We start from the raw sequence: 14,486 nt of genomic DNA, 5'->3' as shown, positions 1-14,486 counted from the left end.
AATGAATACTTTATTGAGTCATGAGCAATTGAATCAACAGGACTTGGCATTATCTAATCAAGGACATTCAGTCCTACGTCCGAGTTTTGGTTTGATCGTGGTTGGTTTTTTCATTGCAGGCATGTTGTACGCTACAGCAAGTGTCTCGATTGCACAGTTGATCTTTCCCAAACAAGCCAATGGTAGTGTCATTGAACTGAATGGTAAAATTATTGGTTCAAGTTTGGTAGGACAAAACTTTGTTAGTGAACAATATTTCCATGGACGACCGAGTGCTGTAAGTTACAATGTCGATGGGATGGCAGGCAGTAATTTGGCGGTTTCTAATCCTGATTTGCAAAAACAAATTAAAGAGCGAACAGTGCAATTTGCCCAGAATAATCATATTACTGAGCAACAAGTGCCAAATGAGATTGTGACAGCATCAGGAAGCGGAATCGACCCAGATATTTCAGCTGAAAGTGCTTTATTACAGGTGAAACGTGTGGCACAGCAACATCATTTGCCTGAGCAGCAAGTTCGTGATTTGGTACAACAACAAATTCAGCCTGCACAATTCGGCGTCTATGGGCAAGCGCGGGTCAATGTGCTACAGCTAAATTTAGCCTTAGATCAATTGTCATCGACCACACGTTGATAGAGCGTAATTATGCAGATCGACCGTAATAACAAAGCAGATGCATGGTTGGCACATAGTCAACGTGAACAATCTGGACGTTTGACCATTTTCTTGGGTGCAGCACCTGGAGTCGGGAAAACCTATGCCATGTTGACCCGAGCGCATGAATTGATGCAGCAAGGGCAGCATGTGATGGTCGGGGTGGTTGAAACCCACGGTCGATCTGACACCGAAGCTTTGATTCAAGGGCTCAATGTGATTCCAAGAAAGTCTGTGGAATATCAAGGGCGAATGTTAGACGAGATGGATCTCGACCAAATTCTTAAATTAAAGCCTCAAATTGTACTCGTTGATGAACTTGCCCATCGCAATGTACCCAATAGTCGGCATGAATATCGTTGGCAAGATGTCAATGAGTTGTTGGATGCAGGCATTGATGTCTATAGCACCTTAAATATTCAGCATTTGGAAAGTCTGAATGATGTGGTTTTTCAAATTACGGGGATTCGGGTAACTGAAACCGTCCCCGATGCATTACTGAAACGTTTGAAAGATATTCGATTGGTTGATTTACCTGTTCCTGAATTATTAGAACGGATGAATCATGGCAAGATTTATTTCGCCGATGTTGCCCCTCATGCATTACAAGGTTTTTTTAAAGCTGCAAATTTGACAGCGTTACGTGATCTAGCGATTCAAACTGTTGCAGGGCAGGTCGATATTGATTATCGAGAAAAGTTTGTTGCACAAGGGCAGATCATCCCGATTCAAAATCATGTTATGTTGGCGATAGATGGTTCTGAATTCTCTGAAGATTTGGTACGCCGTGCCCATCGGATTGCGGAAAGACGCAATGCAACGTGGAGCGTCATTTCGATTCAAAAAAGTAAGGTTGAAACGACCCAAGCCTTTGCAGTGACGAAGGCTTTTAATCTAGCACGTAAGCTCGGTGCAGACACTTATTTACTCTATAGCAATCATATTGCATCGACCATTTTACAGGCAGCTTATGATTATGGTGCATCGAATATTTTGCTTGGCAAGAGCCCTCAAAAATCGCTATGGCAGCGTCTATTTTCAGATCATATTGCCGATCAACTGTTAGAGAAACAGCATCCTTTTGAAATCACCTTTGTTCAGCCTTTAAAAGCCAAAAATAATGAAAAGCGTTTGCAGAAAGATGTGGCGCATTCATCTTGGCTGGAACAAGGTTTAGCGTTTAATCAACGTGAAGTGTTTGAAAGTATTATCATTGTGTTGCTAGGACTGATTGTGGCCGCAATCAGTGATCATTTTATTGGGTATAGTGACTTAGCCTTAATTTTTATTGTGACCGTATTACTGGTTGCGATACGCGCCCGCATGTTGATCACGATTATCAGCGTATTCATTTGTTTTTTACTCTACAACTACTTTTTTATCGAACCTCGATTTACTTTTATGATTAGCGCTGAACGAGGCGTGATTACCATCATTACGTTTATTGTCTCAGCCTTACTGGTCGGGCGTTTAGCCAACCAATTACGTGCGCAGGTCTTGAGTTTACGTGCTGCAAATTCAGTCTCGTTACAGTTGCAAGAATTGGAAAGAAAACTATCGACCTGTGTGGATATTGAACAGGTATTAACCGTTGCCAAACAACATTTAGAAACCTCATTAAATGCGACGGTCTGGTTAAAAGTTGAAAATCAGTCTTTGGGTGATGTCTCTGCTTTAAATGAAAAAGATCAAATAGCCGCAGATTGGACGCAGAAGAATGCGAAACCCTGTGGACGCTTTACCAACACACTGACCAATTCTGAATGGTGGTTTATTCCACTGAATTTAGTGAAAGAATATGGGGTGATTGCGATTCGCTTTCATCAAAATGCTCAAACCATCAGTTTTGAATTACAACGTTTAACTGAGTTGATGATTGAAGATATTGCGCAAACTGTTGCTCGGGTACAACTGTCTTTACAGTTAGAAAATTCTCGTGTGGTGGCTGAAACGGAAAAGTTGCGTTCCGCCTTACTTTCTTCGGTCTCGCATGATTTACGTTCACCCTTAGCCGCGATGATTGGTTCAGCAGATACGCTTAAATATTATGGCGAACAGATGCCTGAAAGCGATCGCCATGAATTATTAGACACTATTCACATTGAAGGGGAACGACTGGATCGTTATATACAAAACCTATTGGATATGACTCGACTAGGTCATCAGGGTTTGACTTTAAGTCGTGCTTGGATCGGTGTAGATGAACTGATTGGCTCGGCAACTCAACGGCTTAAACGCTATCAGCCTGAGGTAAAAATCGAGGTCGCTTTGGCGGAAGAACTTCCGCAATTGTATGTGCATCCTGCTTTGATTGAACAAGCCATTTTTAATGTCTTAGAAAATGCCGCCAAATTTTCACCAAATGATGTTCCGATTGAAGTGAAGATTCAGCAAGAGGAACAATTTCTGCAAATTGACATTATCGACCAAGGGATTGGCATTCCCGAAGATGAACGCGAGCAAATCTTTGATATGTTCTACACCATGCAGCGTGGTGATCGTGGTAAAACGGGAACAGGTTTAGGACTAGCGATTGTCAAAGCCATTATTGGCGCACATATGGGCAGTATCGAAGCTTTTGCTGGAACAGATGGTCAAGGTACCTTAATTCGCATACGATTACCGTTACATCAGGATTAAACGATTTTTTATGCCGCAAACAATCTATCCGAATGCATCAATTTTAATTATTGATGATGAACCTCAAATTCGAAAATTTTTGGACATTGCTTTACGTGCGCAAGGTTATCAGGTGCATGTTGCTGAAAATGGCATGAAAGGCTTAGAAATTTTGGCAACACGGGGTGCGGATTTACTGATTTTAGATTTGGGTTTACCTGATATGGAAGGACAGCAGGTGTTGACCGAGATGAGGCAATGGTCAGATATTCCTGTGATTGTGTTATCTGCCCGTCCTGATGAAAATCAAAAAATTAAATTGCTCGATGCAGGTGCAAACGACTATGTCACCAAACCGTTTAGCATTCAGGAATTATGTGCCCGTATTCGGGTGATGTTTCGCAATAAACCACAACTGTCTGAACAGAACATTGCATTTGATGATGGTCAATTATCTGTGGATGTGGCTGAACATGTAGTGAGGTTCACGAATGAAGAAATTATTCTGACCAAAAAAGAATTTCAACTGTTAGCACTATTGATTCGCCATCAGGGTAAGATCGTTACGCAAAAGCAAATTATGACCGAGTTATGGGGCATTAGCCATGAAGAAGATACCCATTATCTTCGAATCTTGGTGAAAAAACTCCGTACCAAAATTGGAGATTCTGCGATCACTCCAAAATATATTTTTACCATTGCAGGCGTGGGGTTACGATTTTTGGAAAGATAAGGTATTGGTATTTTCTTGCTTATCTAGGTTGAATATTGATTCATAAAAAGACCCAAGATTATACGATGGGATGATCCTTAAACAATTGTAATATCCATTCAATAAAGACTTTTTGTTTAGGTGAAACCAATCTTTTAGACGGATAGAGCAGAGACACAGGCATAGACGGTACAGTATAGTGTTCTAAAATTCGGCAAAGCAATCCTTGTTCTAGCACTTTGATATGAGCATAGTGAGGCACTTGAATAATCCCAAAATGCTGTTGGGCTGCGGCTGAATAGGTATTTGCTCCGTTGACTTGAATATTGAAAGGCAAGTCATAAAGTTGCGTTTTGTTTTGAATGATAAATTCGAGTGGCAGATGTTTCTGGCGTGCACTTGAATAGAAGCCCACCATAAAATGCTCATGCAGATCATCTAAATGATTTGGAGTACCGTGCTTTTCCAAATACCTTGGACTCGCAAGAGTTATTTGTTGCAAATGACCTAAGTGTCTTACAATTAGTTCACTCTTGTTCAGTTGTCCAATACGAATAACACAATCAATGCCTTCCTTAATCACATCGACATAGCGGTCACTTTCTGTCAGTTGTACCTGAATGCCAGGATATTCACTTTGAAACTTATGCAGATGAGGCAAAATAAAATACGCAGCAAACACTCCATGTACTTCTATCTTTAAGGTTCCTTGAGGTTTTGCATTGAGAAAATCATGATCTGATTCATTGATATAGTCCAAGATATACTTACAACGTTCGTAATAAATTTGACCTTCATCAGTTGTTCGTACCTGACGCGTGGTACGAAATAATAAGCGTGTGTTGAGCTGTACTTCCAGTTGCTTAATGGCATCGGTGAGAGTTGAACGGGGTAAGTTCAGTATCTGTGCAGCCTTGGTAAAGCTTTGTTGCTCTACAACGTGTACAAAAGCAGACAGCGCATTTAACTTATCCATCTTTTTGTAGATCCTTTGTTCGGCTAATTCGGATAAAGATGTCAGAACTGGCTAGATTATCTTGCTATTTATGAACAGTATCATAGAACGTATCCCATGGTAAGTTTCACTCGATGAGGTCATCAATGAATACAGCAGTGCAAGAAAAACAGAAAAAAGTAATTTTAATTACAGGGGCCTCAAGAGGTATAGGGGCATTTACAGCAAGTTTATTGGCCCAGCAAGGACATAGCATCATCATTAATTATGCCAATAATGATCAAGAGGCAAATGCTGTGGTGCAAAAAATTCAAGCGAATGGTGGAACAGCAACAGCATTTAAGGCAAATATTAGCCATTCAGATGAAGTGACTCAGTTATTTGATTATGCAATTCAGACTTATGGCAGACTGGATGTGCTGATGAATAATGCAGGCATTATGCGACTCAATAAAATTGAAGACGTGGATGATGAAACGATTGATCAACTTTTGGCAATCAATCTAAAAGGACCATTATATACCATGCGTGAAGCGGCCAAGCGCTTGGCTCATGGCGGTAAAATTATTAACTTATCCAGCAGTGTTGTGGGTATGAAGCTTGAGACTTATGGTGTTTATACTGCGTCAAAAGCTGCCATAGAGTCTTTAACTGCGATTTTAGCCAAAGAGTTAAGAGGTAAAAATATTACGGTGAATGCGATTGCACCAGGGCCAACAGCAACAGCGCTTTTTCTCGAAGGGAAAAGTGATGAACTGATTGCACGGCTAATTCAGGCGGCGCCTTTAGAGCGTTTAGGTACAGTTGAGGATATTGCTGCTGTATTAGATTTTGCAGTCAATGAAGGAAGTAATTGGATCAATGCCCAAATACTTCGGGTCAATGGTGGGATTGTTTAAATAAAAATTGTAGTATCCCACGAATACAAGGGTTGAGAAGTATTGTAGTTGGCTGTACCTATTAACGACTCAACTGTTGATATAAACGAAGTAAATAAAAAAAGCCTAAACAAAAGTTTAGGCTTTTTATGATCAAGGTTTATATAGTCCCAATTCTGTAAGGTGTAGCCGCAGAATACGGCGCAACTCAAGTACTGCTTCAGGGGTTTCCTGAATAGAATGTCCACCTTTAATAATTTTCTCAGACAATGCCCCATCCAGATGGGCACTGGTATAAGGTACGACATCATCAGTAATCACATTGATATCATTACTGTTGGTCATATTTCCCATAATACTGTGAAATTTCATCCCCTTATATGGAACAATATTTTTAGTTAACTGAGTAAATTTAGAGTTTTTACTGAGGTCGCTTGGGCCATTTTGAATTAACCCATTATCTATATCTTTGATAAATGCTTGTAGATCAGGGTCACTACTTTGTAATACATCAGTTAATGCACCTAAAAAAGCACCTGGTAGTTTAATTACTTTACGCGCAGCAAGGGTAAACCAACGGTCAGCAAATTCTGTTCCTCGATGTGGTGCTGCCAAGAAAATGGCACGACTAAAGTTTGGAATTGGCTGAATATCTAAGCGTGATTTAAATAATGGATCATTTTTAAATTGTTTGGCGCGCCAATCTGGAAGTAATTTGATTGCTGCAGATGTTAAGTCTGCATCACTGACTAAAAGCCGCGCAATAATGCCCCCCATGCTATGCCCAATCAGCACTGCGTCTTTTTTTGCAGAAGCTTTGTTATCGACTTGACTAAAAGCTTGTTGGATCACTGCATAAATTTGAAAGCGACTCTCCAGAATAGGCATGTTTGTGGAGTAGAAAACCTGCCACACTTGATAATGCTCACGCAATACAGGGTCACCCATTACATCGTTGGTTAGACGAATCCATGCCTCAGGACTGCTTGCAAGACCGTGAATAAGAACGATGACTTTCTTGTTCGGGTTATAAGGTTCAAGCATATACAAATGAGGCATGGTCAGGCGTTCATCACGATCTATCAGTGACAAATAAGCAGACTTACCTAGATTATTTTGTGCCAGCCATAAGCCATATGGTGCTGAAAAATTTGCTGCCAGTGGATAAGTCTTTCCAGCTATTTCAGCAGTTTCATATTTATATGGATCATAGGCTGTCATCTCAAACTCTGGACTATTTAAGATTTCATCCACACTTGCCGCAGAACGAGGTTGGGCTGTGATGGTCGCTGCTAAATAACGAGCATTATGAATATTGGGATTATGGCCATTTGTATACTGATGATGTAATGGATCAACAATATATTTTGTTTTTTCAGGTGAGATGTCGTGAGGTTCTGCAGGCAGTACAATTAAAAACTCAGAACCAAATCCATCTCGACGGGTAATTGAACGCAAACCTGAAAAGTTCAAATTATACGTCGACATGAGTTGTTCAATTTTTTGATTTTTTAAAAGGGAATATTTGTCGAAATTAATGCGATAAATACTTTTGCCGACTTGGATTTGGGTCGTAACATCTGAAGGCTCATAACGTAAACCATAAGCACTAACTAGTTTGGCAATTGCTTGGTTATAAAAGTCCCGAAGTTGTACTTGACGGTTATCAAAAATTCGATCTTGTGGGCCACGTTTAGTTTTAAACATATAAGCATAACTATAGCGAATACTTTTATCGAGCATGCCGAGTTGTTGATCTAAACAGTTTTGGTAATTTTGCTTTTGAACAGCCTTTTTTTCTTCTGACTGCGTCTTAGCCAAAATACTGATTTTACATGCCGATGATTTTTCTAAAGAAAGTGCTTTGGCAAGATAAAGTTCACTTGCCGTTGATAGTAATTGCTCATCCTGAATTTGGGGAATTTGTTTGAGTTCGTTCACACATTCCTCAGGCTGTTCAGAACAGACTTTGGCTTCTCTGCCTGTCATAGATAACACATTCAGACTTGCTTCACTGAGTTTATCGCGCGTTAAAATACTTTCACGTTCGTTATTAATGGTGACGTTCAGTGATTGATTTTTTACACTGACCACTTGGCAACCACTCAAGATAGAAATCAGAGCAGTGAGCATTAAGGTGCTACGGATGTATTTAGGCATAAACGAGTCTACTGCGATCTATTTTTTTGAATTTTTTAAATCATACGATAATTCTCGGATTTATCAATTCGCTCAAAAAAAAATAGACCGAAAAGTTCGGTCTATTTTAGAGTGTGTTACAAAAGTAGCGAATTATTTGCTCGTATTTAATACTTGCCAAACATTCCAACGACCTTGTTTTTCAATTTCAGTAATCAAGCGATCTGCAACTTCAGCTTCTTGAGGGTATTTCAACTTGTAGTTTTTCAGCGTTTGCACCGCATTCTTTTTCTGTTCCATCGCGATGTAGTTATTTGCACTCGCTAAATAAGCTTCTTGAACACCAGACTTCATGGCTTTATCTAAATACGGCATAGCTTCACGTTGACCACCCCCTTCAGACAGGGCAAAACCAAACCAGAAGTTTGCTTCAGGGTCTTCTTGATTAAGCTTTAAAATACGCTGAGCATAAGTTAAAGATTTGGTGGTATACACGGAACCTAAGTCTAAATTACGAGCCATAACGCTAGCTTTGAATGCACGAATGAGTACATCAAATGATGCATTGTCTTTTGATGCCAACGTATCTAACTGCTGGGTCACTTCTTTTAGTTTTGACTCAAAACCCTTACGTTCTTGGCGCTCTGTAAAACGAGGTGGGTAATGGCGTGCTTTACCTTCAACCAACTGCAAGAAGTCATCAATTTCAGTGATGTCGACTTCGTTGTCACCTGCCAGCACCGCGTATTTCAACTGACGTTCTTTGCTGTTAACAGTTGGAATAATCAACTTATTGGTGTCTAAAACCATTTTCTTCGATGGATCATCAGAACGTGTCACTTCCATCTTGGTTACAGGTTGTGAAGCAGCCTTTTTTAAATTAATTTCAAACGGAGGAGGCGCATCATAGTTAAATGGATTTAATGCGTAAAACGGTGCAGTTAATTCAGGCTCAGTAAACACAATGGTATTGTTATTATTTTTCGGTGGGGTTGTGCTACACGCTGTTAAAAACGACACTGTAAGTACAGCAACCGCTAAGGGTTTAAGCATCATAAGATTCATCCATTCATTATTTTAAGAAGTGGTGTAAAAGGCATGTCCGTCAGTCTAAGAAAACTCTGAGGAACATGCAAGGCTTGCTATAGGCTGGTTTTCAAAAACGAACACTTTTCATGTTTAATCATTTGATGGAGTGCTTTGAGCTTCACATTCACGGCGAACGTCTTCCAAAATTTTCAGTTCTTCAGCACTAAAGGGTTGTTCATTTTGTTGCTGTTTTTTAAAGGTTGGATCAAGTAACGACAAACGTTGGCATAAGGTATTCATACGTTTTTCATTCAACTGAATACGGTCGAGCAGGACGCGCATGCCTTCAAGTATAGGATCGGACTGGTCTTGCGTTGCAGCATAAGCTTGGAAGCCGATACTTTCTGCATAATCACGACGATGTGTTTCAGCCTCATCTTTTGGTTTATCTTTTGATATGAAACGGGCTGGGTTGCCAACGGCAGTGGTATCGGCAGGTACTGCTTTTGTCACAACTGCATTTGAGCCAACTTTCGCATTCTTACCGACTGTAAAGGGGCCTAAAATTTTAGCGCCTGCACCAACAACTACGCCGTCTTCTAAAGTCGGATGGCGTTTGCCTTTATTCCAAGTTGTACCGCCTAAAGTTACACCGTGATAGAGGGTTACATCATCGCCAATTTCAGCTGTTTCACCAATCACAACGCCCATGCCGTGGTCGATAAAAAAACGACGACCAATTTTAGCACCTGGGTGAATTTCAATACCTGTTGCAAAACGGCTGAAAGAAGACAATAAGCGTGCAGAGCCCTTACATTCCTTTTTCCATAATTCATGCGCCATACGGTGCATGATCAACGCGTGGATACCTGGGTATGTGGTTAGAACTTCTAAAGTGTTTCGTGCTGCAGGATCGCGCGCGAATACAGCTTGTACATCTTCTTTGAGCTGTTTAAGCATTAGATTGATCCTCTATTTGATCCGTATTTGACTTTTTCCATGTGCCATTATTTAAGGCTTGTACACGACTAAAAATACCACGAAGTAAATGATATTCCATACGATCTAATTGTATACGTCCAAAAAGGCGACGCAAGCGTAAAGGCAATAATCGTGGATTTTTTGGATCTAAAAATTCAATTTCAGCCAACATTTTTTCAATGTGTGGATAGAACTGTTCCATTTGCTCATGTGTGACCAAAGGCTCATCCCACTGCATGGACTCTGTATCTGTCACAGGCATGGTTGCAGTTTCATCTTCACCACTTTCTACAGCAGCCAAAGTTGCCATACGCATTTCATAACAGATGACCTGAATAGCTTGAGCCACATTCAACACGCCATAGTCTGTATTGACTGGAATAGTAACGTGGTAGTTGGCCATCGCCAGTTCTTCATTGGTCAGTCCGCGGTCTTCACGACCAAAGACCACAGCAACCTCTTGTTGATCACTCACCACTGCTGAAATTGATTTTTCTGCCGCAGGACGTGCGTCTAGCAAAGGCCAAGGAATAGTACGACTACGTGCACTGGTACCAAACACTAAATGGCAGTCTTTGATGGCATCGGCAAGGGTTTCAACAATTTCAATCTGCGCGATTAAATCAGTTGCACCCGCTGCTAAAGCATCAATATCGGGATGTGGATAGGTTTTTGGCGCAACCAAAACCAGCTTTGAGAGTCCCATTGTTTTCATGGCACGTAATGCGCTTCCAATGTTCGCAGGGAGTGTAGTATTGACCATGACAATACGCACATGGGAGAGATGCGCTGAAACAGCGGCATTGTCAAATTGGCTCATGATTTTTCCAATGAATTTTAAAATTTGAAAATATTTAAGAGAACTGACCGACCTCAGCCTGATATAAGTCCATGGCATCATCCATGCTCATATCCGCAGGTGGCGGTGGTACATCTACGGGTCTGGCTTCTTCATAGCTGACCGCTTTGGCAGCTTTAGATTTGACTTGATATTCCACATGAAGATTTTCTTTACCAAAATAGTCACGAAGTTTAGACAGCAGTTCATCTAGCGGTGCCACTTTCCAATTGATCCCTAAGTGTAATTCAGCTGTGGCATATGGGTAGTCCAACAGTAATTGTAGCGGAATGTGATTACACATATCGACATTACAGAAGGGTGCAACAATATTTTTCAAATCTTGGTTCAGTGCTTTCGTACTATGCGTTGGGTCAAGGCGAATTTGAATACAGTTGGCACGTTTTTGGCGAATTTCATTTAGGGTAAATGCTTTGGTCAAGCGTCCCATTGGACGGTCAAAGCCTTCACGCTCGTAAATTTCACCTTCAATCACCACCACTTTTTCATTTTGAATGATGTCTTTAAAACGCATAAAGCGTTCATGATTCGCAGAGACTTCAATTCGGGAGGTACCATCATCTAAGGTGACCATCATTCGGTTTGGAAAGTTGGCTACATCGACTACAAGACCAGCAAAAACAGTGGTTACCCCACGACGTGTAGGGGTGAGTTCATTGATTTTATTTGGAATAAATGCTTTCAGCTCTGCACGGTATACATCAATTGGGTGACCAGTTAAATACAAACCTAAGGTGTCTTTTTCACCTTTGAGACGGACTTCATCTGACCACGGTTTCACAGGTTTGGCAGGTTTACGCTGTACTTCTTCAACCTCACCAAACAAGTCCATGATGCCTGTTTCACGGTTTGAACGAGCTTGCTCCGCCGCTTGTACTGCTTCTGGAAGTTGCGCCATTAAACTGGAGCGCTCAATGCCGAGGCAGTCTAAAGCACCTGAGCGAATTAATGCTTCTAAAGTCCGTTTATTGATTTTTTTCAGATCAATACGATGGCAGAAATCAAACAAGTCACGATAGGGCCCATCTTGGATACGCGAGTCAATGACTGACTGCATCGCGGCTTCACCGACGCCTTTAATTGCACCGAGTCCATAGACGATCGTTTTGTCGTCCGAAGCATGGAATTGATAGATAGACATATTGACCGAAGGTGGCAATACATCTATATCATTGTGTCGACAGTCATCAATCAAGAACACCACGTTATCGGTGTTTTGCATTTCCGATGACATCACTGCTGCTAAGAATTCAGCTGGATAATGCGCTTTGAGCCATGCGGTTTGATAGGCAACCAATGCATAAGCTGCGGCATGTGATTTGTTAAAGCCATAACCTGCGAACTTTTCCATATAGTCAAAGATATGGTTGGCAGTTGCTTCATCAATGTCTTTTTTGGCTGCACCTTCCGTGAAAATTTGGCGCTGTTTGACCATTTCTTCGGGCTTTTTCTTACCCATCGCACGACGTAGTAAGTCCGCACCACCTAAGCTATAGCCCGCACAATACTGTGCTGCCTGCATCACCTGTTCTTGGTAAACCATAATGCCGTAAGTCGGTTCAAGTACACCTTCAAGTAGGGGATGGAGATATTCAAACTCACCACCATGCATACGGTGGATAAAGTCCGGAATCAGGTCCATCGGACCCGGACGGTAAAGGGATACGAAGGCGATAATTTCTTCAAATTTGCTTGGACGTGCTTCCTTGAGCATTTTTTTCATGCCCACGGATTCAAACTGGAAGACGGCTGTAGTGTTGGCATTGGCAAAGATGAGGTATGCATCTTTGTCGTCAAGCGGAATGAAGGCAATGTCTAAAGGCACATCGAGCTTAATGCGCTTATTGATATTCTTCACGGCATCTTCAATAACCGTTAAGTTACGTAGACCCAAGAAGTCGAACTTTACTAGACCAGCAGATTCAACGTCGTCTTTATCATACTGCGCAACACGGCCTGTACCATCTGCGTCACACAGCACGGCAGAAAAGTCGGTAATTTTAGTCGGGGAAATGACCACGCCACCTGCGTGTTTACCTGTGTTACGGGTAATGCCTTCGAGTTTTAATGCCATTTCCCAAATTTCAGCCGCATCGTCATTGTCTGGGTTGGATGGATTGGTGACAATGTCTTTAAGTTGTGGCTCTGCTTCAATCGACTCTTCGAGGCTTAAACCTAAAGGTTTGGTCGGAATCATTTTTGAGATTCGGTCTGCCAAACCATAGGATTTACCCAAGACACGTGCCACATCACGAATAGCACCTTTGGCTGCCATGGTACCGAAAGTGGCAATTTGTGATACTGCATCGCGTCCATAGGTACGCGCCACATAGTCAATGACACGGTCACGACCAGCAATACAAAAATCGACGTCGAAGTCGGGCATTGAAACACGTTCTGGGTTTAAGAAGCGTTCAAAAAGTAGCCCGTATGGGAGAGGGTCGAGATCTGTAATTTTTAAGCTGTAGGCAACCAACGAACCTGCACCTGAACCACGGCCTGGACCAACGGGCACGCCATTACCTTTGGACCATTGGATAAAGTCCATGACAATCAAGAAGTAGCCCGGGAAACCCATTTTAAGAATGGTCCCGATTTCATACTCTAAACGATCATCATATTCTTTACGTTTTTCAGGCCAGTATTCATCACGTGTTTCTGGTGGATATAAAAAGTCTAAACGCTCTTCTAAACCTTCTTTAGATAAATGTGCAAAGTAGGTGTCAATGGTATGGCCTTCAGGAATAGGGTAGTCAGGCAGGAAGTATTTACCTAATTGCAGGGTAACGTTACAACGTTTGGCAATCTGATAAGTATTTTCAATTGCAGAGGGAATGTCTGCAAATAATTCCGCCATTTGTTGGCCAGATTTAAAATATTGCTCTGGAGAGTAATTTTTTGGTCGGCGGTTATCCCCTAATACATAACCATCGGCAATACAGACTCGGGCTTCGTGTGCTTCAAAGTCCATTTCTTTCATGAAATGCACATCGTTGTGCGCAACTACACCTATATTATATTTTTTAGCCAGTTTTAAGGCTTCATAGTTGAAGTCTTCTTCGCCTGAACGGCCTGTTCGGCATAGGGCCAAATAAACACGATTGCCGAACTTTGCAATCCATTCTTCGAGTAAAGGTTCAGCTTTTTGCGGATTTGATGTACAGAGCATTTTGCCGACATCAGATTGCATGCCAAGTAGAGCAATCAGGTCGTGGTTTTGCGCTAAAATCCAGTCTTTTGCAACGCAAGGAATATCAAGCTGTTGACCGCTGATAAAACCCTCGGAAACCAGTTCGGTTAGATTACGCCAGCCAACATTGCTCATCGCCAATAAAGTTACGCGATGTTCAGCATCGTTCAAACGAACTTCTGAACCCATAATTGGTTTGATGCCATTATCTAAGCATTTACCATAAAACTTTACAGCAGCATGTAAGTTAGATAGGTCAGTAATGGCAAGGGCTGGCATACCTTCTGCCTTAGCAGCTTTGACTAAATCAGGTATACGTACAATTGATTCTGTGATTGAAAATTCTGTATGAATACCAAGATGTACAAAGTGCATAAGTGAGTCCCTGCAAAAACCGCTAAATAGTTTAACATGCTCTGCCTTCATTCTGAGTGCGATTCAAATGAATTGGCAAAATTTAATAGCA

The 14,486-nt window shown here is 41.4% G+C and carries 10 protein-coding genes; 4 read left to right on the top strand and 6 right to left on the bottom strand.

The features are described 5' to 3' along the window. Position 1: 1 nt before the first annotated feature. From kdpC to B9T36_RS01165, 3 genes are read left to right on the top strand one after another with little or no spacing between them, the layout of a single operon-like run. Positions 2-637 (top strand): potassium-transporting ATPase subunit KdpC, encoded by a 636-nt coding sequence (gene kdpC, locus B9T36_RS01175; RefSeq protein ID WP_086207767.1) that lies wholly within the window; start codon positions 2-4, stop codon positions 635-637. Between the two features lie 12 nt (positions 638-649). Further along, positions 650-3,298: a sensor histidine kinase gene (locus B9T36_RS01170; RefSeq protein WP_086207766.1), complete on the top strand. Its 2,649-nt coding sequence runs from the start codon at positions 650-652 to the stop codon at positions 3,296-3,298. 10 nt (positions 3,299-3,308) lie between these two features. Further along, positions 3,309-4,010, top strand: coding sequence for a response regulator (locus B9T36_RS01165; RefSeq protein ID WP_086207765.1), 702 nt, complete (start codon positions 3,309-3,311; stop codon positions 4,008-4,010). A 58-nt stretch (positions 4,011-4,068) separates the two neighbouring features. Here the strand turns inward: B9T36_RS01165 and B9T36_RS01160 are convergent, their stop codons facing one another. Then, positions 4,069-4,965 carry a LysR family transcriptional regulator gene (locus B9T36_RS01160; RefSeq protein ID WP_086207764.1) on the bottom strand — a complete coding sequence of 299 codons (897 nt, stop codon included), beginning with the start codon at positions 4,963-4,965 and terminating at the stop codon, positions 4,069-4,071. Between the two features lie 125 nt (positions 4,966-5,090). On the opposite strand from B9T36_RS01160, the gene B9T36_RS01155 reads away from it, so the two are divergent. Then, the gene (locus tag B9T36_RS01155; RefSeq protein WP_086207763.1) at positions 5,091-5,843 is read left to right on the top strand and encodes an SDR family oxidoreductase; all 753 of its coding nucleotides are present in this window, start codon (positions 5,091-5,093) and stop codon (positions 5,841-5,843) included. 132 nt (positions 5,844-5,975) lie between these two features. On the opposite strand, the gene B9T36_RS01150 is transcribed toward B9T36_RS01155, so the two are convergent. The 5 genes from B9T36_RS01150 to dnaE all read right to left on the bottom strand — a co-directional run bounded on the left by B9T36_RS01150 (position 5,976) and on the right by dnaE (position 14,395). After that, on the bottom strand, positions 5,976-7,982 hold the full coding sequence (locus tag B9T36_RS01150; protein ID WP_086207762.1) for an esterase/lipase family protein: 2,007 nt from the start codon (positions 7,980-7,982) through the stop codon (positions 5,976-5,978). A 132-nt stretch (positions 7,983-8,114) separates the two neighbouring features. Further along, positions 8,115-9,017 carry an ABUW_2363 family tetratricopeptide repeat lipoprotein gene (locus B9T36_RS01145; RefSeq protein ID WP_086207761.1) on the bottom strand — a complete coding sequence of 301 codons (903 nt, stop codon included), beginning with the start codon at positions 9,015-9,017 and terminating at the stop codon, positions 8,115-8,117. Positions 9,018-9,140: 123 nt separating this feature from the next. Continuing rightward, entirely contained in the window at positions 9,141-9,950 is an 810-nt protein-coding gene (gene cysE / locus B9T36_RS01140; protein WP_086207760.1) for a serine O-acetyltransferase, read from the bottom strand. After that, positions 9,943-10,791: an RNA methyltransferase gene (locus B9T36_RS01135; protein ID WP_086207759.1), complete on the bottom strand. Its 849-nt coding sequence runs from the start codon at positions 10,789-10,791 to the stop codon at positions 9,943-9,945. Before B9T36_RS01135 ends, cysE begins: the two co-directional genes overlap by 8 nt. A gap of 34 nt (positions 10,792-10,825) precedes the next feature. Further along, positions 10,826-14,395, bottom strand: coding sequence for a DNA polymerase III subunit alpha (dnaE, locus tag B9T36_RS01130; RefSeq protein ID WP_086207758.1), 3,570 nt, complete (start codon positions 14,393-14,395; stop codon positions 10,826-10,828). Between the last annotated feature and the right edge of the window lie 91 nt (positions 14,396-14,486).

The sequence above is a fragment of the Acinetobacter sp. ANC 4204 genome (assembly GCF_002135205.1).
Taxonomy (GTDB): domain Bacteria; phylum Pseudomonadota; class Gammaproteobacteria; order Pseudomonadales; family Moraxellaceae; genus Acinetobacter.
Note: the sequence above shows the minus strand (reverse complement) of the source record. Positions and strands in the feature narration are given on the sequence as shown.